This window comes from Actinomyces sp. oral taxon 180 str. F0310 (assembly GCF_000185285.1).
In the GTDB taxonomy this organism is placed as follows: domain Bacteria; phylum Actinomycetota; class Actinomycetes; order Actinomycetales; family Actinomycetaceae; genus Pauljensenia.
The window spans coordinates 408,832-428,430 of the sequence record NZ_GL622194.1 but is presented as its reverse complement, the minus strand read 5'-3'; the positions used below and the strand labels follow the sequence as shown (position 1 = coordinate 428,430).

17 protein-coding genes and 1 riboswitch are annotated in these 19,599 nt (G+C 66.4%); of the genes, 15 read left to right on the top strand and 2 right to left on the bottom strand.

Annotated features, from left to right (window positions below):
- The first annotated feature begins 131 nt into the window (after positions 1 to 131).
- Positions 132 to 1,427 carry a threonine/serine ThrE exporter family protein gene (locus tag HMPREF9006_RS01890; RefSeq protein WP_009211842.1) on the top strand — a complete coding sequence of 432 codons (1,296 nt, stop codon included), beginning with the start codon at positions 132 to 134 and terminating at the stop codon, positions 1,425 to 1,427.
- The gene (locus HMPREF9006_RS10690) at positions 1,424 to 1,579 is read left to right on the top strand and encodes a hypothetical protein (RefSeq protein ID WP_009211841.1); all 156 of its coding nucleotides are present in this window, start codon (positions 1,424 to 1,426) and stop codon (positions 1,577 to 1,579) included. The genes HMPREF9006_RS01890 and HMPREF9006_RS10690 overlap by 4 nt, the downstream gene beginning before the upstream one ends.
- Before the next feature lie 211 nt (positions 1,580 to 1,790).
- On the opposite strand, the gene HMPREF9006_RS01885 is transcribed toward HMPREF9006_RS10690, so the two are convergent.
- Positions 1,791 to 3,383, bottom strand: coding sequence for an aspartate:alanine exchanger family transporter (locus HMPREF9006_RS01885; protein WP_009211840.1), 1,593 nt, complete (start codon positions 3,381 to 3,383; stop codon positions 1,791 to 1,793).
- A gap of 334 nt (positions 3,384 to 3,717) precedes the next feature.
- On the opposite strand from HMPREF9006_RS01885, the gene HMPREF9006_RS01880 reads away from it, so the two are divergent.
- From HMPREF9006_RS01880 to HMPREF9006_RS01860, 5 genes are all read left to right on the top strand, one after another.
- Positions 3,718 to 5,484, top strand: a complete 1,767-nt coding sequence (locus HMPREF9006_RS01880) for an acetolactate synthase large subunit (protein ID WP_009211838.1) — start codon at positions 3,718 to 3,720, stop codon at positions 5,482 to 5,484.
- Positions 5,484 to 5,996: an acetolactate synthase small subunit gene (gene ilvN / locus HMPREF9006_RS01875; RefSeq protein WP_009211837.1), complete on the top strand. Its 513-nt coding sequence runs from the start codon at positions 5,484 to 5,486 to the stop codon at positions 5,994 to 5,996. The genes HMPREF9006_RS01880 and ilvN overlap by 1 nt, the downstream gene beginning before the upstream one ends.
- A 2-nt stretch (positions 5,997 to 5,998) precedes the next feature.
- Positions 5,999 to 7,024, top strand: a complete 1,026-nt coding sequence (ilvC, locus tag HMPREF9006_RS01870; RefSeq protein ID WP_034230848.1) for a ketol-acid reductoisomerase — start codon at positions 5,999 to 6,001, stop codon at positions 7,022 to 7,024.
- Between the two features lie 440 nt (positions 7,025 to 7,464).
- Entirely contained in the window at positions 7,465 to 9,666 is a 2,202-nt protein-coding gene (locus HMPREF9006_RS01865) for an exo-alpha-sialidase (protein WP_009211835.1), read from the top strand.
- A 141-nt stretch (positions 9,667 to 9,807) separates the two neighbouring features.
- Positions 9,808 to 10,857, top strand: coding sequence for a 3-isopropylmalate dehydrogenase (locus HMPREF9006_RS01860; protein WP_009211834.1), 1,050 nt, complete (start codon positions 9,808 to 9,810; stop codon positions 10,855 to 10,857).
- Positions 10,858 to 10,892: 35 nt separating this feature from the next.
- Here the strand turns inward: HMPREF9006_RS01860 and HMPREF9006_RS01855 are convergent, their stop codons facing one another.
- Complete coding sequence (locus HMPREF9006_RS01855) at positions 10,893 to 11,915, bottom strand: hypothetical protein (RefSeq protein ID WP_009211833.1); 1,023 nt, start codon at positions 11,913 to 11,915, stop codon at positions 10,893 to 10,895.
- A gap of 54 nt (positions 11,916 to 11,969) precedes the next feature.
- Between HMPREF9006_RS01855 and rimP the strand changes: the two genes are divergently transcribed.
- The 8 genes from rimP to HMPREF9006_RS01815 all read left to right on the top strand — a co-directional run.
- Positions 11,970 to 12,440 carry a ribosome maturation factor RimP gene (gene rimP / locus HMPREF9006_RS01850; protein ID WP_009211832.1) on the top strand — a complete coding sequence of 157 codons (471 nt, stop codon included), beginning with the start codon at positions 11,970 to 11,972 and terminating at the stop codon, positions 12,438 to 12,440.
- Between the two features lie 97 nt (positions 12,441 to 12,537).
- A riboswitch (TPP riboswitch) is annotated at positions 12,538 to 12,645 on the top strand.
- A 33-nt stretch (positions 12,646 to 12,678) separates the two neighbouring features.
- Positions 12,679 to 13,797 carry a phosphotransferase enzyme family protein gene (locus HMPREF9006_RS01845; protein ID WP_009211831.1) on the top strand — a complete coding sequence of 373 codons (1,119 nt, stop codon included), beginning with the start codon at positions 12,679 to 12,681 and terminating at the stop codon, positions 13,795 to 13,797.
- 10 nt (positions 13,798 to 13,807) lie between these two features.
- Positions 13,808 to 14,833 carry an ABC transporter substrate-binding protein gene (locus tag HMPREF9006_RS01840; protein ID WP_009211830.1) on the top strand — a complete coding sequence of 342 codons (1,026 nt, stop codon included), beginning with the start codon at positions 13,808 to 13,810 and terminating at the stop codon, positions 14,831 to 14,833.
- The gene (locus HMPREF9006_RS01835) at positions 14,817 to 16,451 is read left to right on the top strand and encodes an ATP-binding cassette domain-containing protein (protein WP_232209806.1); all 1,635 of its coding nucleotides are present in this window, start codon (positions 14,817 to 14,819) and stop codon (positions 16,449 to 16,451) included. The genes HMPREF9006_RS01840 and HMPREF9006_RS01835 overlap by 17 nt, the downstream gene beginning before the upstream one ends.
- Positions 16,442 to 17,356, top strand: a complete 915-nt coding sequence (locus HMPREF9006_RS01830) for an ABC transporter substrate-binding protein (RefSeq protein WP_009211828.1) — start codon at positions 16,442 to 16,444, stop codon at positions 17,354 to 17,356. Before HMPREF9006_RS01835 ends, HMPREF9006_RS01830 begins: the two co-directional genes overlap by 10 nt.
- Positions 17,357 to 17,583: 227 nt before the next feature.
- Entirely contained in the window at positions 17,584 to 18,612 is a 1,029-nt protein-coding gene (gene nusA / locus HMPREF9006_RS01825; protein WP_009211827.1) for a transcription termination factor NusA, read from the top strand.
- 44 nt (positions 18,613 to 18,656) lie between these two features.
- A complete protein-coding gene (locus HMPREF9006_RS01820; protein ID WP_332248064.1) occupies positions 18,657 to 18,944 on the top strand; it encodes a YlxR family protein in 288 nt (95 codons plus the stop codon).
- Between the two features lie 144 nt (positions 18,945 to 19,088).
- Positions 19,089 to 19,599: translation initiation factor IF-2 N-terminal domain-containing protein (locus HMPREF9006_RS01815; RefSeq protein ID WP_442852144.1), on the top strand; the 511-nt coding region annotated here is incomplete at its 3' end.

The window sequence follows — 19,599 nt, the reverse complement described above, 5'->3', positions numbered from 1 at the left end:
CAACACACGCGGGGACCAACGTCGCCCACTTTTCGCGTGGCACGTGGGATGCTATAGGCATGGTCAATTCTGTACTCCCGCGAGGGCCCCATCAACGTCACGATGGCAGCAACGAGGTCCTTGCCCACCGCATGGCGGCCCACGATCGCCTTGCCCATCAGTCGCAGGTTGTTCTTCGCCTCGGACAGATGCTCCTGTCTTTTGGAGCCAGCGCCTACCGTGTGAAGAAGTCGATGGCGGACGTCGCCAGGGCCGTCGGAATCTCCGAGCACCGCGCCCAGGTGACGTACACGGAGATTGTGGCCACCGCGTACGCCAACGGGACGTTCCGCACGGAGCTGGCCGAGCAGCGACTCATGGGCGTGAACGCGGACAAGATCGACCGCATCAACAACTACGTTGCCTCCTTGAGGGGCAAGTCCGTGCGGGTCGAGGACGTCTCGGAAGAGCTCGACAAGATTGCGCGCGTGCCTGGACTGTACGACTGGTTTTCCAACGCGCTCGCTTCGGGCCTCGCCTGTGCGGCCTTCGCGTTTCTCAACGGCGGCGGATGGGTTGAGTGCTCCGCCGTGGCGGTCGCTTCCTTCTTCGGCCAGGCGCTGCGCCGTCAGATGCTCGTGCGACACATGAATCACTTCGGTGTGTGGATGGCCTGCGGCGCCCTCGCGGCGATGATCTACATCCTGCTCGTTGCACCCGCCCAGCACTTCCTGGGCCTGGAGAGCACCCACCAGGCCGGCTTTATCTCCGCGCTGCTGTTCCTCGTTCCCGGCTTTCCTCTCGTCACGGGGCTCATCGATCTCGTGCGGCAGGACTTCCAGGGCGGAGTCGGTCGGCTCGTCTATGTCGTCATGCTCGTCATGTCCGCGGGAGTCGCCGTATGGGCGATCTCTGCGATCTTTGGTTGGTCGGTCACCCCTGAGTACGGCGTGGCCCTGGTGCCCTGGCTCCACTATATTCTGAGGTTTGCGACGAGCTTCGTCGCGGCGTACGGTTTCGCGATGCTCTTCAACTCGCCACACCGGGTGTGCTTCGCGGCCGCAATGATTGGCGCCGTCATCAACACCGCACGCATCGGCCTCGCCCTCGAGCTGCACGTTCCCGTTCCCGCGGCTGTCGGACTGGCGGCGCTCGCCGCGGGGCTGCTCGCGGTTTTCGTCGCGCGCAAGACGCGGTTCTCCCGCGTGACCCTTTCCGTTCCCGCCGTTGTCATCATGATCCCCGGAGTGCCGCTGTATCGGGCACTCACTTACCTCAACAACGCGCAGATTGACGACGCGATCGCTGCGCTCGTGACGGTCATGTTTACGATCGTCGCCATCGGAATGGGCCTGGCACTCTCGCGCATGCTCACCGATAAGAACTGGCTCGTTGAAAAGCAGGACCGAGTCCCCAACCTATGGGAATACGAGGAGGAGAACGCATGAGAGTCGAGATAGAGATGGCGGTGCTGCCGCCGCGCGTGAGCGCCGAGTACGAGATCAATCGCGAGGAGATCCGCGCAGTCGGTCGCAACATCGCGATTATCTTCGGGGGCGTCATCGTCGCCAAAGTACTCCGGGCGCTGCTCGTGCGCTAGGAACCAGTGACGCGTTTGAGGCCGTGGCCGGGAGACCGGTCGCGGCCTCAAACGCGTGGGAGAGAGTCGGGAGTGAGTGGGGACAAACGAATGGGGCCGACCCGGAGGGCCGACCCCATTCGCGCGGGCGGGGGAGGAGTGGGGTCCCCGCCCGCTGGCATGGCGGCGGAGCCTGTGGGTGGTGCGAAGACCTCCGCCGCCGTAGCCTGTGTCACATGCCGCCGAGGATCTGAGCGACGACAATCTTTCCGACCATAGCGACCGGGTATACGAGGGCGTACCCGAGCGCCACGCGGGGATCGGCGTTGGTGCGGCCATTGGCGAATGCCAGCACGGCGGGCTGTGTTTGGGCGCCGCCCAGAAGGCCTGCGAGCTTCGTGCCGCCCATCTTGAACACCCACCGCATGGTGGCGTACAGGCCGATCGCCATGATCAGCGTCATGATCGCGCCCAATGCAAAGATACGGATCCAGTCGCCGGACGTGAATGCCTCAAGGATCTGGCCACCCGCCTTGGCGCCAGCCTGCGCGAGGAAGATCAGGAGCCCAACCTCGGCGAGCACCTGGCAGGTCGTGAACGGCAGCGCCGTCGCGATGGGACCGATGCGCCCGATTCGTCCAAAGATGAGGCCAACGATGAGGGTGCCGGCGGCCGAGCCGATGGAGAAGTACTCGCCCGACGGGGTGAGGATCGGCAGCTCACCGATGGCGATGCCGATGGCCATTCCCAGGCCCAACGCGATGGGGTTCAGGTCAGTGAGGCCTCGAGTCGAGTCGCCGAAGAACTTGGTGATCTCCTTCATCTTCGATGTTGGAGCGACGACGCGGACACGGTCACCCTGCTGCAGGACCAGACCCGGTTCGGCGACCATGTCGACGTCGCCGCGGCGCACGCGCGAAATTGTCGCCGAATAATCCTTGGCGAGGGCAAGCGATGCGACCGTTCGCCCCGCGATCTTCGGATTGGAGATCGTCACGCGCCGGAAGTCGAGGTAGGAGCGGTCCTGCATGAGCGAGTGAGAGGATGCGTGCCCCAGCTCGGTGGCTGCGCGGGCAACGAGCTCGCGCGGCCCCACCACCGTCACCAGGTCTCCGGGGTCAAGCGTGTCGGACATCGCCGGTCGTGTGATGGGGCCGCTTTCGCCTCGACGCAGGCGCGAGAAGGACACCTTCTCGCCGAGCTTTTCGTAGATGTCGCCCACGAAAGGATGATCGTCGCGCTCGACCCTGATCGTCCGATTGGCCAGAGGAGACGGCGTGTCCTTGTCGTTGCGCCCGTAGTGCAGGGCAGCCATCGACGCGACCAGCATTCCAATGACACCGAAGAGGTAAGCAATCGAGTAGCCGACGGTGGCACGCGCGGGGTCTCCGCTGGCCTCGCCCGCCGCCGCCAGCGCGGGGGTGTTCGTCACCGCGCCGGCGAACGTGCCGGCGATCAGTGGAACGTCCATCCCCATCGCCTTGCCGATGTACAGACCCGCGGTGGCGGCTATGCCGTAGAACGCCACCATCGTGAGGATCGGACCGATGGCGGTCTTGAAATTGTGGAAGAAGGAAGCACCCGAGTTGATGCCGATGGCAAACGTGAAGAGAGTCAGGCCGAGGGTGCCCAGTTGCGGTGTGACCCTCAGTTCGATTCCGTAGGACTGAGCCCAGGCGGCCGTGACGATGGCGAAGAACAAGACCGCGGCGGCGCCGAGGCTGATGCCCTTGATCTTCAGGTGCCCGAAAGCCATTCCGATCCCGATCAACAGGAAGAGGAACAGCACGGGCTGTTGGCTCAAGATCTCGAAGACCTGTTGCACGATGAAAACTCCGTTGTGTGAATTGTGATACTAGGAATGGGTCCATTAAACCAGCTGCGCGTCCCCCTCGTGCCAGCAGATGGTCCTAGATCGCCTGCTAGGAGGAACGGTCCGAACAATGAGATGATCGCGAGCGGCCCGCCCAGGAACGATACGGTAAAGCCATGCTGAGCGTTCGCGGGATTGGAATTGTTGCCCTGGTTATCGTACCCGGGCGTGCGATGCCTGCCGCGTAACGAGAGGATGGGTCGCACGCCTGCTCCCCGCATCCGAGATGACGCTCGGAGTTGACGGGGCTTTTTCTTTGAGACGGTCCCAACAATTGAGAGGACGAATGGTGAGCGAGACCTGCACCACCACCCGCATGACCGGAGCCGAGGCCATCGTTGCGAGCCTCGAAGCGCTCGGAGTGACCGATGTGTTCGGAATGCCGGGCGGCGCGATTCTGCCGACGTACGACCCCCTGATGGCATCGACGACCATCCGCCATATCCTGGTGCGCCACGAGCAGGGCGCTGGCCACGCAGCCGAAGGATACGCGCTGGCCACCGGAAAGACCGGCTGCGCCCTGGTCACCTCCGGCCCCGGGGCTACGAATGTGCTCACGGCCCTCGGGGACGCGTGCATGGACTCCGTGCCGATCGTCGTGATCTCCGGACAGGTGGGCGCATCCCTGATCGGCACGGACGCCTTCCAGGAAGCCGACGTCGTCGGCGCATCCATGCCCGTCACGAAGCACTCCTTCCTCGTCACCGATCCCGCCGAGATCCCGGCGCGCCTCGCCGAGGCCTTCCACCTGGCGGGAACCGGCCGACCCGGCCCCGTCCTCGTGGACATCACCAAGTCAGCGCAGGTGACCGAGATGGACTTCTCGTGGCCCCCGGTCATCGATCTTCCCGGCTACCGCGTCGCAGACAAGCCGAACATGAAGCAGGTGCGCGCCGCGGCACGCGCCATCGCCGACGCGCAGGCGCCGGTGCTGTACGTGGGCGGAGGAACCGTGCGCTCGGGAGCGACCGACTCGCTGGCGTGCCTCGTTGAGCTGACGAACGCGCCCGTGGTCACCACGCTGACCGCGCGCGGAGCGTTCCCCGACTCCGATCGCCACAACCTGGGCATGCCCGGCATGCACGGCACGGTCGCCGCGGTCGGTGCGCTCCAACGCGCCGACCTCATCGTTGCCCTCGGCGCACGCTTCGACGACCGAGTCACCGGCCGCCTCGACTCGTTCGCGCCGCGCGCGAGGGTCATCCACATCGATATTGACGCGGCAGAGATCTCGAAGAACCGGCACGCCGACATTCCGATCGTTGCCGATCTGGCGACCGCGCTTCCGATCCTTTCCGAGCATATCGCCCAGGCGCAGTCCGAGGGCAAGGCCGACATCTCCGGATGGTGGCGCTACCTCGACCGCCTGCGGACCAAGTATCCGATCGGGTGGACCCAGCCGAGCGATGGGATGATGGCTCCTCAGGAGGTCCTCAAGAAGCTCTCCGACGCCGTCGGCCCCGATGCGGTTTACGTGACGGGCGTTGGCCAGCACCAGATGTGGGCCTCTCAGTTCGTCACGCTGGACAGGCCGCGCAGTTTCATCTCATCGTGTGGCTCGGGCACGATGGGCTACTGCATTCCCGCGGCCATGGGAGCGCAGGTGGGGGCTCCGGACAAGGTCGTGTGGGCAATCGACGGCGACGGGTCCTTCCAGATGACCAACCAGGAGCTCGCGACCTGCACGGTCAACAGCATCCCGATCAAGGTCGCGCTCATCAACAACTCGGTGCTGGGCATGGTGCGCCAGTGGCAGTCCCTGTTCTACGGCAAGCGCTACTCCAACACGACGCTGAATCCGAGCGAGGGCGAACAGATCCCCAACTTCGAGATGCTTGCCCAGGCCTACGGGATGGCTGCGCGCACCGTGCGCTCAATCGACGAGGTGGATGCCGCCATCGAATGGGCCATGTCCATCAACGACCGGCCCGTCCTCATCGACTTCAGAGTGTCGAAGGACTCGATGGTGTGGCCGATGGTCGCCGCCGGTGTGTCCAACGACGAGATCCGCTACGCCAAGGGAATGGCGCCCGACTGGGAGGTGGAAGACTGATGACGAATCGACACACTCTGGCCGTGCTGGTCGAAAACAAGCCCGGCGTGCTCACCCGCGTCGCCGCGCTCTTTGCCCGCCGCGCGTTTAATATCAAGTCGCTGGCAGTGGGGGAGACCGAACACCCAGAGGTCTCCCGCATGACCATCATCGTAGACGCCGACTCCGCGCCCATCGAGCAGGTGGTCAAGCAGCTCAACAAGCTCATCAACGTCCTCAAGGTCGTTGAGCTTGAACCTGAAGAATCCGTCGAACGACGCCTGCTCCTCATGAAGGTCCAGGCAGACGAAACACGTCGCACCTCGGTCCTGCAGATCGTGGATCTCTTCCGTGCGCACGTCGTCGACGTCCAACCGGAGTCGGTCGTTATCGAATCGGTCGGCTCGCTATCCAAGCTGGAGGCGCTGCTGCGGGCACTTGAGCCCTACGGCGTCACCGAACTCGTCCAATCGGGCGCCGTGGCGATAGGCCGCGGGTCGCGCTCGATCACGGATCAACTGAAGGAGAAATGACAATGGCAGAGATCATCTATGACGACGGCGCAGACCTGTCGCTGATCCAGTCCAAGAAGGTTGCCGTTATCGGTTACGGCTCGCAGGGTCATGCGCACGCGCTCAACCTGAAGGATTCCGGAGTTGACGTGGTCGTCGGCCTGCGCCCCGGGTCCTCCTCGTGGGCGAAGGCCGAGGCGGCCGGACTGACGGTCAAGGACGTTCCCGAGGCCGTGGCCGAGGGCGATGTCGTTTCGGTCCTGCTTCCCGACCAGGTGCAGCGCTACGTGTACGCCGAGCAGATTGCCCCCAACCTCAAGGAGGGTGCGGCCCTGCTGTTCGCGCACGGCTTCAACATTCGCTACGGCTACATCGAGGTTCCCGCCGGTCACGACGTCATCATGGTCGCCCCCAAGGGCCCCGGCCACAAGGTCCGTGAGACCTACGTGCAGGGCAAGGGCACCCCGGACGTCGTCGCCGTCGAGGTGGACGCCTCCGGCAAGGCCTGGGAGCTGGCCCTGTCCTACGCGAAGGGCATCGGCGGCACCCGCGCGGGCGTCATCAAGACGACCTTCACCGAGGAGACTGAGACCGATCTGTTCGGCGAGCAGGCTGTCCTTTGTGGCGGCGTCTCCCACCTGATCCAGGCGGGTTTCGAGACCCTGGTCGAGGCCGGCTACCAGCCCGAGATCGCCTACTTCGAGGTCTGCCACGAGATGAAGCAGATTGTCGACCTCATCAACGAGGGTGGCATCACCAAGCAGCGTTGGTCGTGCTCCGACACCGCTGAGTACGGCGACTACGTCTCGGGTCCGCGCGTCATCAACGAGTCCTCCAAGGAGGCTATGAAGGCTGTCCTGGCAGACATTCAGGACGGCACCTTCGCCCGCAGGTTCATCGCCGACCAGGATAACGGAGCGCTGGAGTTCAAGGCGCTGCGGGCCGAGGAAGAGGCCCACCCGATCGAGAAGACCGGCCAGAAGCTGCGCAAGGCCTTCGGCTGGACCGATTCCGACGAGGACTACACCGAGGGCAGCGCCGCGCGCTGATTCCTTCGCTCTTCCTCGCGCGATAGCGCCCCGGCCTCGTTCCGCTCTCGGAACGAGGCCGGGGTCGCTTCTGTTCGGTTCGAGTACTGCCCGCGGTTGGACAGACTCGCCCCTCGTCGTTGGGACATCGCAGCCGCCGCAGGGGAGCCAGCGCGGCGCGGCGGCGCCGTGCGAGGCGTTCAGGGGTGGAGTTGGACAGGCGCAGAGGCCTGCGGCACGCCGGGGATAGGGGAGTGGTTAGTTTCTGTGCGGATTGGTCGAGTGGCGAGGGGAATGGACGGGAATATCCAGCGGGTTTGCAAGCAATTATGGATCGCTGCTGCGACGATGTTTCTCATACAACTGGTTAGCGAGCATCTAAATTTGTATGATGAATCTTGTGGCCGGCCAGCCCCGATGTGCCAGCCGCATGTTGACAACCCGTCCCGGAAGGAGCAACGATGACCCTCCGCCACTTTGGGCGAGCCCTCGCCGCTGCCTCGGGCGCTGCACTCCTGTGCGCGTCCCTGGCCGCCCCAGCGCTGGCTACGCCAGACAGTGACACTGCGACCACGAACGGCGCATCTACCTTAGCGACCGATGCAGACTCGACCCCGATCACCGTCACCGCCTCGCGAACCGACTCCAATGGTGAGACGGTCTACGACGGTGACGTCATCACCGTCACTTTCACGTACACGAACAACACGGACAGTGCGCTCACCGTCTTCCCGGTCGCCTCGAATCTGTCCGGTGTGCTGACCACCGGTGCCCCCAACTGCCGCTGGCACAACCTGCCCGCGCACGCCACCAAGCAGTGCACGACCGCCACACACACCGTGACCGCCGACGATGTTGCGGCCGGACACTTCACCCCCACCTCCACCTGGGCCGCGACGCGGGACCGCGAGGGAACGAACGTTATCGCGGGCGACATCACCGCCAACGTCGACCCGGTGACCGTCGCCCAGGGTGAGCGTCCCCCGGCCCCGGACCCGCTGGAGACCCCGCAGGACTACGCGATTGGCGACAAGGTCCGCCTCGCTTCCCCCGGCCTCGCCGGTTTCACCTGCCACCGAATTCCCGCGCTGACCACCGCCACCAACGGCTGGATCCTGGCCGCATGGGATGGGCGCCCCGACAACTGCCAGGACGCCCCCCAGGCAAACTCGATCATCTACCGCATCTCGAAGGATGGCGGCAAGTCCTGGACCCCCGTGAGGACCGCAATCGCCGGTACCCCCGGTGCGGACAAGGTCGGATACTCCGATCCCTCCTTTGTTGTCGACCGCACGAGCGGAACGATCTTCCTCTTCTCCGTCAAGTCCTACGACGCGGGCCTCTTCAAGTCCCAGCTCGGAACCGACCCGAGCGCACGCAACATCCTGCACGCCCACGTCATCGAATCCCACGACAACGGTGAGACCTGGGTGAACCCGCGCACCATCACCGACCAGGTCACCGCCGGGCACGAGAGCGAGTGGTTCACCCGCTTCGCCTCCTCCGGCGAAGGCATCCAGCTACGCTACGGCGCACACGCCGGCCGCCTCATCCAGCAGTACGCCGTCGCCAACGCCGGTACCACCTCGCTCATGGCCGTCTCGGTCTACTCCGACGACCACGGAGCCACCTGGAAGCCGGGCGCGCCCACCGAGGGCAGCGCCGACGAGAACAAGGTGGTCGAGCTCTCCGACGGGCGTCTCCTTCTCAACTCGCGCACGCAGGGCACCGCAGGGCAGCGCCTAGAGGCGATCTCCTACGACGGAGGCCAGACCTGGGGACCCTTCCGGCACAACTGGGATCTGACCGATCCGCGCAACAACGCGTCGATCGTGCGCGCCTACCCGGATGCCCCCGAGGGCTCGGCTCGCGCCCGCGTGCTGCTCTTCTCGAACGCGGACTCCGCCAGCGCCCGCGCCAACGGCACGGTGCGCGTGTCCTACGACGACGGCTTCACCTGGAGTGACGGCAAGGTCTTCGAGAGTGGCGAGATGGCCTACTCGACGCTGCACCCCCTCGCCGACGGAACCTGGGGCCTGCTGTATGAGTCCGGCGGCTACAAGAACATCGAATTCATGAGGATGGACGCCTCCTACCTCGGCCTCACCGATCCCGGTGAGGGACCAGCCCCCACGCCGCAGCCGAGGCCGGATCCCGCCCCCACGACGGAGCCCGCCCACTGGGTCAACACCGGCAACGGGTGGAAGTGGCAACTCGAAGACTCCACGTTCGCCACCTCTCGAACCCTCACCATCGGCGAGGCCACCTACCGCTTCGACGCCAACGGCATGATGGTCACAGGCTGGGATAACCAGGATGGCGCCTGGAGCTACTACAACGCGTACGGCGCCCGCGTGACCGGATGGCTCATGAGCGGCGGAAGCTGGTACTACATCGATCCAGCGACAGGCATCATGAACACCGGCTGGGTGCAGGTCGATGGACGCTGGTACCTCCTGTCCTCCTCCGGCGCCATGCTCACCGGCTGGCAGCAGCTCGGAGCCACCTGGTACTACCTCGGCCCCTCCGGCGCCATGCTCACCGGCTGGCAGCAGATCGGGCGCACCTGGTACTACTTCGCCTCCGACGGCCACATGGTCACCGGCTGGCAGACGATTGACGGGCGCTGGTACCTCTTCGCTCCCTCGGGCGCGTGGATCTGATCAACCCGATACCGATCGCGGGGTCGCCGGAACGCTCGAATGTTCCGGCGACCCCGCCTCGCTGAAACGGCGTAACCAATGAAACAGCCCACGGGTCGGACCGGGCGGGCCGAGGGAAGCGTCAGCGGGGAAGATGGATGCATGACACTGAAAATCGCAGTAATCCCCGGGGACGGGATCGGCCAGGAGATCGTACCCGAGGGCCTGAAGGTCCTCGACCGAGTTCTGGCCGACCGCGCCATCGCCTACTCCACGACCCACTTCGATCTGGGGGCGCGGCGCTGGCATGCCACCGGCGACACACTCACGGACGACGATCTTCAGGCCATCAAGGGCCACGACGCCATCCTCCTGGGAGCGGTCGGAGACCCCTCCGTCCCCTCCGGCGTCCTCGAGCGAGGGCTGCTCCTCAAGCTGCGCTTCGCGCTCGACCACTACGTGAACCTGCGCCCGTCGAAGTACTACGAGGGGGTGCCCAGCCCCCTGGCCAATCCCGGCGACATCGACTTCGTCGTCGTTCGCGAGGGCACCGAGGGACTCTACTGCGGCAACGGCGGCGCCGTGAGGGTCGGTACCCCCCACGAGATTGCGACCGAGGTCAGCGTCAACACCGCCTACGGCGTCGAGAGGGTAGTGCGCTACGCCTTCGAGGCTGCCTCGTCCCGCAGGAACCACCTGACCCTGGTGCACAAGCACAACGTGCTGGTCAACGCCGGACACATGTGGCGCCGCATCGTCGACGAGGTGGGGCGCGAGTACCCGGGCGTGTTCGTCGACTACTGTCACATCGACGCCGCCACCATCTACATGGTCACCGACCCGGGCCGCTTCGACGTCATCGTCACCGACAACCTCTTCGGCGACATCCTCACCGACGAGGCGGGAGCAGTCACCGGTGGGATCGGCCTGAGCGCGTCCGCCAACCTTAACCCATCGCGCGAGTACCCCTCGATGTTCGAGCCCGTGCACGGCTCCGCCCCCGACATTGCGGGGCAGGGCAAGGCGGATCCGACCGCGACCATCTCCTCGGTCGCGCTCATGCTCGACTTCATGGGATACGCCGAGGAAGCCGAGCGCGTGCGCGCGGCGATCGACGCCGACATGGCGGCGCGCGCCGAGGCCGCGGCGGCCGGAACGCCGCTCGTGCGCTCAACCTCCCAGATCGGAGACGACATCGCCGCGCGACTGTGAGCGCCTAACACGCGGGGCGCGGAGCAGATCCGGTCTCAGCGTGTGCCGATGAGCGCTGGAAGGGGCGTTCGCGGTGCCCACTGCTCGATGTCCACCAGCGCGGCGCTCGCCCCAGCGGAACGCACGGACGCCGATTCAGAGGCCAGCATGGCCGCATCGGCGGCCAGGAGGTTCGACGCCAACGAAGCGGCATCCAGAGTTGAGAGCTCGCAACGCGGTGTGCGCGCGTCCGCTGCCCCGGCGCGCAGAGCCGTTTGTGCACGGACAAGAAGCTCCCCGGAGACGTCGTAGGCATCGCTCAGCGTGCCCGCGCTCGTCTGCGCCTTGGGGAGAGTCGAGGCGGTGCAATCCCACGTGGCCACCGCCGCCGACAGCTCCGCCGAGGACGACAGGTCCTTCCCCGACGGGGCAAAGACGGGAGTCACCGACGGGGAATCGAAAAGATCGATCGACCAGGTTTGGACGCCCTGTCGGGAGGCCGCGTTGGTACGGTCATTGATCAGGAGTGCCTGGTCCGCTCCGGAATCCAGCGCGATCCCGTAGGCGCGGCTCACAGTCACCGCCGTCGCGTAGCGTCCCAGCGCGGCTGCCGCAAGGGTACGCGCCTGCTCAGAACTCGACCGATGTGGGTCGGAAGCGATCTCCAAGTCTCTCGTTGCGGTCCTGGCCAGCCACGACACGTACGCGGAAACCTCGGTGGGTGCCTCAGACACGGCCGCAGGCGCCGATTCGCCATCGGGGGTGTCTCCACCCCACGGATCCCACAGCCCGCCCAGTGCCTCGAGACGCTCGTCGGAGGAAGCGGCGGCGGCGCGCAGAGCCGACGAACAGGAGGCGCAATCGGTTGCAAGCGACGCCAACTGGGAGGCTCGGGAAGAAGCAGCCGACTCGGTCCGAGCCGCCTGGTCCCTCACGGCCTCGAAACCCGACAGCGAGGGCAGGGAGGAAGCCTGGCAAGCGGACAACGCCACAACCACCGCGCCAACGGCGAAAACGCTCAGCGCGCGGCGTGTGTTCAAAGTCTGTTTCGCGAAACGCACACCCGCATCATCCCACACCCCTGGGTAGGATAGGTAACTGACCCGCGTACGGCAGAAGAAAGACAGGCGCTTATGGCATCGTCCACCTCAGACGTTTCGCTTGAGGAACTCCTCGCACCTATCGTTGAGCAGGCTGGCCTGGAGCTGGAATCGGTGACGCGCTCGCGCTCCGACCACACACCCCTCCTGCGGGTCATCGTTGACGCGCCTATCGGTGCCGGAGGCGTCGACTCGGATGCCCTGGCGAACGTGTCTCGGGCCGTGTCCCGAGCCCTGGACGACGCCGATCCGATCGACGGCGAATACCTGCTTGAGGTGTCCACGCCCGGCGCCGAGCGCGAACTCACCAAGGTCGACCACTGGCTGCGCCAAGTCGGGCGACTCGTTCGCGTGAAGCTGCGTGCCGGCGGACACGTCAGCGGACGCGTCGTCGACGCCGACGAGTCCGGTGCGACCATCGACGTTGACGGCAACGCCACCACCATCGCCTACAGCGACATGCGGAAGGCGCGTTCTCGCGTCGAATTCGGCGCTGGACAATAGGGTAGAAGACGCCGGTCGGCGTCCTTGTCGGCGATGAGGCCGACGCGATGCCGTCTCGCCGACGTTTGATAGCGTCGTCACATTCGTGTATGGTGTGACCCGATGCACGGGAGCCCCGGAGACGAGGGGCTGAGAGGGAGGCGAGCCTCCGACCGACACACCTGATCCGGGTCATACCGGCGTAGGGACGCAGACACTTCTTCCACGAGGGCTCGTGCGCGCACGCGAAAGAGCCGCAGTGAACGAGAAGAACGCGCACCTCGATGTGACGACCAGGGCCTGGCCCGTCATCTCCGATTCCGAGATCGCGGACGTCCTCGGACGCCTCGAACAACCCCTGGCCGGCACCCCACTGACGGTGTCGAATCGCCCCACCACTGCGGGAATCCTCGTCGACGTCGGCCCTCGCACCGTCTTCATCAAACGACACGGCCCTCGCACGCTTCCCGCCGACCACCTGCGAGCGGTCCACGGCTTGGTCGCCCACGTGCGTGACAGGGGGATCCCCACACCGGCCCTCCTACGCTTCGCCGACCACGACACCCTCTGGGAAACACCCGCCGGAACGTGGGAGGTATACGAAGGTGCCCAAGGCGAGGACCGATACCGCGACGCCCCCACCTGGACGGTGCCCCGCACCCTCGACGAGGCCCGCGCCCTGGGAGCCATGACCGCGCGCCTGGCTATCGCCTCGGCCGGCTATCGCGCGAGACGCAACCCCGCGTGCGCCTATCAATCGAGCATGCACCTCTTCGCCTCCGATCCCAGGCGCAACCTGCCCCGATGGCTCGCCGAACGCCCCGGTGTTCGGGCATACCTGGCGCACTCGGGGCGGCGTATCGAAGACCAGTGGGCGCCTCACCTGCAATTCGCGGCCTCCTACGCGGACATAGCACCCAGGCTGCCGGTCGCATGGACCCACGGGGACCTGCACGTTTCCAACGTCTTTTGGGACGGAAACAACCCCTCACAGGTCATCGACTTCGGCCTGGCGGACCGAAACCCGGCCGTCTACGACCTGGCGCTCGCGATCGAACGCAATGCCTTCGAATGGACACGAATCGTCGATGGCGACGAAGACGCCGTACGCGCAGACGTCACGCTGGCACTCATCGAGGGCTACGAAGAGATCCGCCCGCTGAGCCCCGACGAGAGGCGCGGACTCGTCACCATGATGCCCCTCGTCCAAGCCGAAGCGGCACTGAACTGGATCGAGTACCAGTACGGGGCAACCCGTTCCCTCCACGGCGCCGACTGGTGCCTCGACATCTTCTTCGGCGAGCACACCAGGTGGTTCACGCGCCCGAGCGGGCGCGACTACCTGGCGTGGCTCGACGACGCGCTCACCCACGACTGAGAGGACAGACATGAGACGCGCACTCGCGGCATCCGCCGCGCTACTATCCGCCTGCGCCATCCTGACCGGCTGCGCAGGTGCGAGCACAGACGAGCGGGGCGGCTCGGCGAAACAAACCGTCAGCGTGGCCTTGGACTGGACGCCCAACACCAATCACTCGGGGATCTACCTCGCCATGGCCCGCGGCTACTACGACCAAGCCGGAATCGACGTGGAAATCCTGCCCTACTCCGAGGCGGGATCGGGTTCCGTCCTCCTGTCCAAAGGCGCCGACTTCGCCTTCGAAGGCGCCTACTCCGTCATTGGCTCCCGGGCTCGCGGGGACGCCATGACGATGGTCTTCAACCTCCAACAGCAATCGTCGCAAGGAATCGCCGTGCGGGCGGACAATGCCGACATCACGAGGCCGGCCGACCTCGACGGCAAACTCTTCGCCACGTGGGGAGCCTCCGAAGGGGTTGCGAAGGTGCGGGCGATGATCCGCAACGACGGAGGCGAAGGAAACGTGGAGACCGCTCTGCTGGGCACGAGCGCCTACGCGGCCGTCTACAACGGAAGTGCGGACTTCGCCGAAGGGCTCACGACGTGGGAGGGCATCGAGGCCGACCTTGAGGGCACCCCCCTCAAGTGGTTCATGCCCGCCGACTACGGCGTCGAAACGACTCCTGCTGAGCTTGGACTGGTAACAACCCCCGCCTACCTCAACGAGAACCCAGACCTGGCGCGGCGCTTCATACAAGCCACCCAGAGGGGCTACGCGGACGCCGTTGCCGACCCGGCAGGCGCGGTCGACGCGCTCATCGACGCCAACCCAGACGCCTCCATTGACCGGGAACTGGCCGCCAAGAGCCAGGAGATGCTCGCGTCACGCTACTGGAAGGACGCCAGCGACAGCGTCGGACACGCCGACCTCGATCGATGGCAGAGCTACATCGATTACCTGGAGACGCAGGGCCTCCTCGAGGACTCTTCCGGAAACCCCGTTTCCCCCGGCCTGTCGGCCGCAGACATGGTGAGCAATGGCCTCCTTGAGTAGGGCAGTCCCGCGCCGCGCAGGGGGCGCACCGGGCGGGCGCCTCGCGGCCCGTATGCGCGCGCACGCGGCGCGGGCCGCCTGGGCGGCCGTCGGACTGGCGGCGGTCGTGGCGGCGTGGCAGGCGCTGCATGACCTCGCGCGTCTGCCTGACCGGGTGCTGCCCGCCCCGGCCACGATCCTCGCCTCCGCTGCCGCTCGCTCGTCCTCGTTGGCGTGTGCGGCGTGGACCACGGCCGCCGAGGGGATGGCGGGAATGGCGGCGGGGATCGCGGTTGGGATGCTCCTGGCCTTCGCCGCCTCGCTGTGGCCTCGCGCCGCACGCATTGCCGCGCCCATCCTCGTGGTCTCCCAGACCATCCCACTCATCGCCGTTGCACCTCTCATGGTGATCTGGATGGGATTCTCCATCACCTCCAAAATCGTTGTCGTCGCCGTGTTTACGGCCTTTCCGGTTGCGCTGGCGCTGCTGAGAGGAATCAACCTCACCCCGGGAGCACTCACCGATCCTCTGGCCGTCGCGGGAGCCTCGCGCGCCTGGATCATGATTCACGCGCGCCTGCCATGGGCACACGCCCACCTCTTCTCGGGCATCCGCATCGCAGCCACCTACGCCTTCGCGAGCGCAGCCACCGCGGAGTTCATGGGCGCCAAGCGAGGCCTCGGGGTCTTCCTCCTGAGCGCCCAGGCCTCGTTTCGCACAGACCTCGTATTCGCGGGAGCCGGAACGCTCGTCGTCATGACGCTCCTCCTGTACGGGCTTGTCGGCGCGGCAGAGGCCCTCACCTACCGGCGTCGCCTCCCGTCGCCGCGAGGGAAGGCGACGGAAGGCGAGGACCTGGCTCCCGGACCGATCGCGCTGGAGAACATCGCGAAGACGTATGACTCCTCGCGAGGGGCAATACGCGCCCTGCGCGGGGCCACCCTCGCGGTGTCGGCGGGAAGGATCGCCGCGGTCGTTGGTCCCTCCGGCTGCGGCAAGAGCACGCTGATCCGGATCGTGGCGGGACTCGAGGCCCCCGACTCCGCGTCCGAGGCGCGGGTCAAGGGCCGCTCGTGCGGAGCCCTCATGCCGCAGTCCGACTCCCTCGCCCCGTGGCTGTGCGTCCGCGACAACGTGGCCATCCCCCTGGTCCTGGCGGGCACGTCGAAGGAGGACGCGAGGAACGCTGCCCAGGCCGCTCTGGAGGACCTCGGTCTGGGCGGTTTCGCCTCGCACCGCCCCGAGGAACTCTCCGGAGGCATGCGCGCCCGCATCGCCTTCGCGCGAACGATGCTCACCCCGGCCCGCGCGATCCTCCTCGACGAACCCTTCGGTGCGCTCGACGCGCTCACCAGGGCGACCGCGTGCGACTGGTTGGCGGGGGTCCTTCACGAAAACCCCCGGACCACAGTCATCGTCACGCACGACATCCTCGAAGCGGTTCAGCTCGCCGACGAGGTCCACGTCATGAGCGAGCGCCCCGGTCGCGTCACCCGTTCCATCCCCATCGATCTGCCCCGCCCCCGCGGGGCAGAAACAAGAAGACTCAAGCGATTCCACGACCTGTGCGCCCGCGTGGAAGACGCCCTCACAACACCCGACGGGCGCACGACGAACGAAGGAACACCATGTCACTGACACGCGTCATGCTCGAATACGTCCACCCCTGGCCCAACCACGCGGGACTCTTCCTGGCCCGCAGGAACGGGGGATTCGCCCGGCTCGGCCTCGACGTCGACCTCGTCTCGGACGGATACGACAGGGGAGGAGCCCCCGAGGTGCTCGCGCGCGGGGAGTGCGACGTCGCCTCTCTTCGCCTGGGCCACGTCCTCCAATCGCGGACCACCGGCACGCCCTTTGTCGCCGTCGCGACGCTCAACCAGCGTCAGCTCGGCGCTGTCATCACGACGCCCGACACCGGCATCACCCGCTTCGCCGACCTCGAAGGCAACACGATCGCGGTGCCTCCCGTGCCCCGCCTGATTCACGAAGTATGCCAGGCCGTCGCCGCCGACGGGGGCGACGCCGACCGGGTGCGATTCGCGGATCCCGGCAACTGGGAACCCGACGTGCGGGCGGTCGAGCAGGGCCTCTACGACGCCGTCATGAACGTGCGAGCATGGGAGCCCTTCCAGGGGAACACCCCGCCGGAAGAGGTCGTGATCCTCGAGTTCGACTCGGTGGGCGTGGCTCCCCACCACTCCTACTTCCTGTCGGTGCGCCAGGATCTGCTCGAACGCAACCCCGAGTTTGTGCGTGCCTTCCTCGCAGGGACGGAACGCGGATACCGGGAAGCCATGGACGATGAGGATGCCGCGGTCGAGGCGATGAGCTGGCCGATGTGTCACGTGAACCCAAGCGTCCTGCGGGCCTCGCTGCGGTCAATCCGCGACTCGTGGTTCACTCCCGCGGGGCGCTGGGGGCAGATCCAGGAGCACCTCGTCACCACCTACACGGAGTGGATGGAGAGCGGAGGCTGGCTCGAGGAAGGAAGCTCGATTGAATCCCTGAAAGGGGCGTGGACGAACGCGTTCCTGCCCTGAGCCCGCACACCGCGCGGGCCCGCCCGGGAAACGAGTGCCCCCGCCGAATGCGACGGGGGCGCTCGGCGGGGGTAACCGAGACGCGCGGGCAGAGTGCGTGGGGCGTGTCTCGAAGCCGCCGAGACCGGCGAACAAGCGATGTTGACGGTGAAGCGATTACCATTGACTATCAGGACAGGAGGAAGGCGCGCACACGCGTCGGCTTCACAACGGGGAAGTAGGAGATCATGGAAATCGATATGACCGCTCTGCGGATGGTGGAAAACGAGAAGGGTGTCAGCCTTGAAACCCTGGTCGACGCCATCGAAGAGGCGCTCCTCAAGGCGTACCACAACCTGCCCGGCGCGATCTCCCAAGCCCGCATCGAGATCGACAAGAAGACGGGCCGCGTCACCGTCATGGCCATGGATGAGGACGAGGACGGCAACCCCATCGGAGAATTCGACGACACTCCGAAGAACTTCGGGCGCATCGCTCAGGCGACGGCTCGATCCGTCATCATGCAGCGCCTGCGTGACGCTGACGACCAGCGTGTCTTCGGCGACTTCGCGGGGCGCGAGGGCCAGGTCATCACCGGCACCGTTCAAGCCCCCCGGCCGGGTCGCCCCACGATGGTCCAGGTGTCCGACGACTTCGAGGCCGTGCTTCCTGACGGGGAGAAGACGGCCGGCGAAACCTACCGGCACGGAGACCGCATTCGCGCATACATCGTCGGCGTTGAACGCACCGAGCGCGGGCCCCGCATCACGCTCTCACGCACCCACCCCAACCTCGTGGCGGGACTGTTCCAGCGCGAGGTCCCCGAGATCCAGCAGGGCCTCGTCAAGATCAAGGCCATCGCCCGCGAGGCCGGACATCGCACCAAGATCGCGGTTGTTGCCACGCGCGACGGCATCAACGCCAAGGGCGCGTGCATCGGGCCGATGGGTGCGCGCGTGCGCTCGGTCATGGCCGAACTGGGCGGGGAGAAGATCGATATCGTCGACTACTCCGACGATCCGGCGCGCTTTGTCGCCAACTCCCTGTCGCCGGCGCGCGTGACCCGCGTGGTCGTCCACTCGGTCGACAACCGCACCGCGACCGCGATCGTGCCGGACTTCCAGCTCTCCCTTGCCATCGGCAAGGAGGGACAGAATGCTCGACTGGCCGCGCGCCTGACGGGCTTCCACATCGACATCCACGCCGACACGGAAACCGGTGATGACGCGATCGCGTCGCGCGTGTCGACGCCCGACGACGTGACACGTCGCTCATAGAATCACGGACGAGCATTCCCCGGGCTGGACTAAGCTAGGGGATTGTGTCGTATCCCGTGCCGCCAGCACCCCCCTGTGGGCCGTGGCGCACGTGCATCGGATGCGGCGCACTCGCGCGCAGATCCGACATGGTGCGGATCGTGCGCTCACCGGACGGGTTGATTCGCGTTGACCCGGCGGCGGCTCTTCCCGGTCGCGGAGCCTGGATCCACCCCGACGCTGGGTGCGTCCAGCGGGCTCGGACCAGACGCGCACTCGCACGCGCCTTCCGAAACGGAAACGTTGCGGACGACGTGTGGGAGGACGTGGAGGAGCTGATCGATACCCAGTGATGGCCAGCGCCATCAACACCGAGAAAATGGAAGCGGGTTGGAAGCTGATGGGCACCCGATGAGTACCCAGCGATGAGCTGCCAGCAATATCAGTAGTGCGTCTCCGGACCGGAGGCGCTTCCGGAATGGAGAAATGTGGCAAAGTTGCGTGTCCACGAGCTCGCGAAAGAGCTCGGAATCACCAGCAAAGAACTGATGGGTCACCTGAAGGAAGCGGGTGAATTCGTCAAGTCGTCGTCGTCCTCGCTCGAACCCCCGGTCGTGCGGCAGATGCGCGAGAAGTTCGCGTCGGCACCAAAGGCGAAGAAGGCGGACGCGAAGCCCGCCCCGAAGGCACCCAAGGCGGCACCGGCAAAGCCCGCCGCCAAGAAGTCGGCCCCCAAGGCGGCCGCCCCCAAGGCCCCGGCGAGCGGCCGGGGCACCACGGAGGCTCCGACGCCGAAGGCGCGAGCACCCAAGGCCGATGCGCCCAAGCCCGGTGCGCCCAAGCCCGGTGCGCCTAAGCCACGGGGTAAGAAGCCTGAGGCTGCTCCCAAGCCCGCCCCGCGCTCGGCTCGCCCCGGCGGGCCTCGTCCCGGCGGCCCCCGACCGGGCAACAACCCCTACGCCTCCTCGCAGGGCATGCCCCGCCCCGGCGGGCCTCGTCCCGGCGGCC

Bases quoted from the DNA above. Each gene is read 5' to 3' on its own strand.
- rimP (WP_009211832.1), top strand. From the start codon at position 11,970: ATGGCATCGTCCACCTCAGACGTTTCGCTTGAGGAACTCCTCGCACCT.
- HMPREF9006_RS01890 (WP_009211842.1), top strand. From the start codon at position 132: ATGGCGGCCCACGATCGCCTTGCCCATCAGTCGCAGGTTGTTCTTCGC.
- HMPREF9006_RS01880 (WP_009211838.1), top strand. From the start codon at position 3,718: ATGGTGAGCGAGACCTGCACCACCACCCGCATGACCGGAGCCGAGGCC.
- HMPREF9006_RS01840 (WP_009211830.1), top strand. From the start codon at position 13,808: ATGAGACGCGCACTCGCGGCATCCGCCGCGCTACTATCCGCCTGCGCC.
- HMPREF9006_RS01835 (WP_232209806.1), top strand. From the start codon at position 14,817: ATGGCCTCCTTGAGTAGGGCAGTCCCGCGCCGCGCAGGGGGCGCACCG.
- nusA (WP_009211827.1), top strand. From the start codon at position 17,584: ATGGAAATCGATATGACCGCTCTGCGGATGGTGGAAAACGAGAAGGGT.
- HMPREF9006_RS01865 (WP_009211835.1), top strand. From the start codon at position 7,465: ATGACCCTCCGCCACTTTGGGCGAGCCCTCGCCGCTGCCTCGGGCGCT.
- HMPREF9006_RS10690 (WP_009211841.1), top strand. From the start codon at position 1,424: ATGAGAGTCGAGATAGAGATGGCGGTGCTGCCGCCGCGCGTGAGCGCC.
- ilvN (WP_009211837.1), top strand. From the start codon at position 5,484: ATGACGAATCGACACACTCTGGCCGTGCTGGTCGAAAACAAGCCCGGC.
- HMPREF9006_RS01830 (WP_009211828.1), top strand. From the start codon at position 16,442: ATGTCACTGACACGCGTCATGCTCGAATACGTCCACCCCTGGCCCAAC.
- HMPREF9006_RS01860 (WP_009211834.1), top strand. From the start codon at position 9,808: ATGACACTGAAAATCGCAGTAATCCCCGGGGACGGGATCGGCCAGGAG.
- ilvC (WP_034230848.1), top strand. From the start codon at position 5,999: ATGGCAGAGATCATCTATGACGACGGCGCAGACCTGTCGCTGATCCAG.